Genomic DNA, 2,473 nt, shown 5'->3' with positions numbered 1-2,473 from the left:
TCGGCACATGCAATCAAGGTAACGAAACTAGCAACAAAAAGGGTTTTAATAAGCGTGGGTAGACCCAATACTTTCATGATAGCGTCCTTTTATTTTTGTTTGCGCAATAAGAAATTATCAGATGTTCGGAGGGATTTCACCCTCCGTAATAGGATTGTTCGTTAACTTGTAAAAATTGCCTTTAAAAAAACAATCTCGCCAACTCATCGCCAGGGTTTTCGGCTCGCATAAATGCTTCGCCAACCAAAAAGGTATTCACCTGATTTTTGCGCATATCCTGAACGTCATCCAATGTATGAATACCGCTTTCGGTCACAACAATTCTATTTTCTGGGATGCTTTCAAGTAACTGATACGTGTTATCTAGGCTTACCTCAAAACTATGCAAATCGCGGTTATTAATGCCGATAAGCTTAGTATCAAGCGTAAGCGCAACGTCGAGTTCTTGTGCATTATGCACTTCGACCAATACATCTAAACCAAGCTCATGTGAGATACCTGAAAGTTCCTGCATCTGGTCTTTGGTTAAGCATGCAGCGATCAACAACACACAATCTGCATTTACAACGCGGCTCTCATAAATTTGATATGGAGACACCATAAAATCTTTGCGAATGACTGGTAGAGAGACTGCATTACGCGCAAGTTGTAGATAATCTTCATGCCCTTGGAAGAAGTCTCTATCTGTTAAAACAGATAAACAGGCAGCACCCGCATTGTCATAAGACTGCGCAATCTCAGCAGGTCGGAAGTCTTCTCGAATCACACCTTTGCTTGGAGAAGCCTTCTTGATTTCTGCAATCACGGCTGACTGCTTAGATGCAAGCTTGGATTCAATCGATGCAACAAAGCCTCGACACTCTGGCTTATCAAGCGATTGTGCTTTTAGCTCGGTCAACGCGAGCGCAGCACTGCGCTCCTCTACTTCTTCCCACTTACGCGCAACAATATTGCGCAGAATCGTTGGTGTGCTGTCATTCACTTTGCTGCTCATGTAACTTCTCGCTAATGCGTTTAATCTTCTTCAAATACTTGTGAGAAACTCGCTAACTCACTCATTTTGGCTAAGGCCAAACCACTTCCGATCGCGTCTTCAGCCATTGACACACCAGCCTTCAACGAATCTGCTAGACCAGACACGTATATCGCAGCAGCCGCATTGATCGTAATGATGTTACGCGCCTTCTGCGCGATATCGCCATCATCTTTGCCTAATGCTGACTTAATGAGAGCAAGACTTTGCTCCGCACTATCCACACTTAAATCAGTTAATGCTGCTTCTTGAATACCTAAGGCAGCAGGTCGAATTTCATATTCAATAACTTCGCCATCTCGCAATTCTGCAACATGGGTATTAGCCGCAATAGAAATTTCATCAAGGCCGTCGTCAGAATGCACCACCATCACATGCTCACTGCCAAGGCGATTTAATACTTCNGCCATTGGACGGCAAAGTGCTTTCGAAAACACACCGATAATCTGGCGCTTTACACCAGCAGGATTTGTCATTGGCCCTAACATATTGAAAATCGTACGCATTGCTAATTCTTTGCGTGGGCCAATTGCATGACGCATCGCGCTATGGTGGGCTGGCGCAAACATAAATCCAACACCAATCTCTTGCACTGCGCGCGCAACTTGCTCAGGGCTTAAGCCCAAATTAACACCTGCAGCTTCAAGAAGATCAGCACTTCCGGTACTACTAGAAACACTACGATTACCATGCTTTGCAACGCTGCCCCCTGCGGCTGCAACTACAAAGGCAGATGCAGTCGATACGTTAAACAAATTAGAGCCATCACCACCAGTTCCACAGGTATCAACTAAGTGCTGAGCATCAACATTTACAGAGGCAGACAAATCACGCATCACTTGCGCTGCACCGGTAATTTCGTCAATCGACTCGCCTTTCATACGCAACGCAATCAATAGAGCACCAATCTGCGCATCGGTCGCTTCGCCCGTCATTACCGTCTGCATCGCGGCTTTCATATCTTCTGTTGATAGGCTTTGCCCCTCAACAATCTGAGCAATTGCATCTTTAATATCCATGACTCGTCTCTCTTATTGTTGGTGTTTGCTTATGACTCGCGCTTCAAAAAATTATCAAGCAACTCGTGACCGCATTCAGTCAAAATTGATTCTGGGTGAAATTGCACCCCTTCAACATCTAGGGTTTTATGGCGCACACCCATTATCTCTTCCATTGAACCATCCTCATGTTCGGTCCACGCAGTAATTTCTAGGCAATCAGGAAGCGCATCTTTATCAATCACTAAAGAATGGTATCGCGTTGCTGTCACTGGGTTAGGTAAACCTTTAAATACACCTTCATTGTTATGATGCACTGGAGATGTCTTCCCATGCATAACTTGGCCAGCACGGATAATAGATCCACCAAAAGCTTGTCCAATACTTTGATGTCCTAGGCAAATGCCAAAGATAGGGAGTTTGCCTTTAAAATGCTCGAGTA

General features: G+C 44.6%; 3 protein-coding genes. All 3 read right to left on the bottom strand.

Annotated features, from left to right (window positions below; all coding sequences use genetic code 11):
- Positions 1 to 181 precede the first annotated feature (181 nt).
- Positions 182 to 994 carry an indole-3-glycerol phosphate synthase TrpC gene (gene trpC / locus A3762_RS17515; RefSeq protein ID WP_068477178.1) on the bottom strand — a complete coding sequence of 271 codons (813 nt, stop codon included), beginning with the start codon at positions 992 to 994 and terminating at the stop codon, positions 182 to 184.
- 20 nt (positions 995 to 1,014) lie between these two features.
- On the bottom strand, positions 1,015 to 2,052 hold the full coding sequence (gene trpD, locus A3762_RS17510; RefSeq protein ID WP_068480280.1) for an anthranilate phosphoribosyltransferase: 1,038 nt from the start codon (positions 2,050 to 2,052) through the stop codon (positions 1,015 to 1,017).
- A 29-nt stretch (positions 2,053 to 2,081) separates the two neighbouring features.
- A partial coding sequence (locus A3762_RS17505) for an aminodeoxychorismate/anthranilate synthase component II (protein WP_068756860.1) occupies positions 2,082 to 2,473 on the bottom strand: 392 nt, incomplete at its 5' end.

The organism is Oleiphilus sp. HI0125, assembly GCF_001635355.1.
The sequence above is the reverse complement of the archived record's forward strand: the minus strand, read 5'-3'. Positions and strand labels throughout refer to the sequence as shown.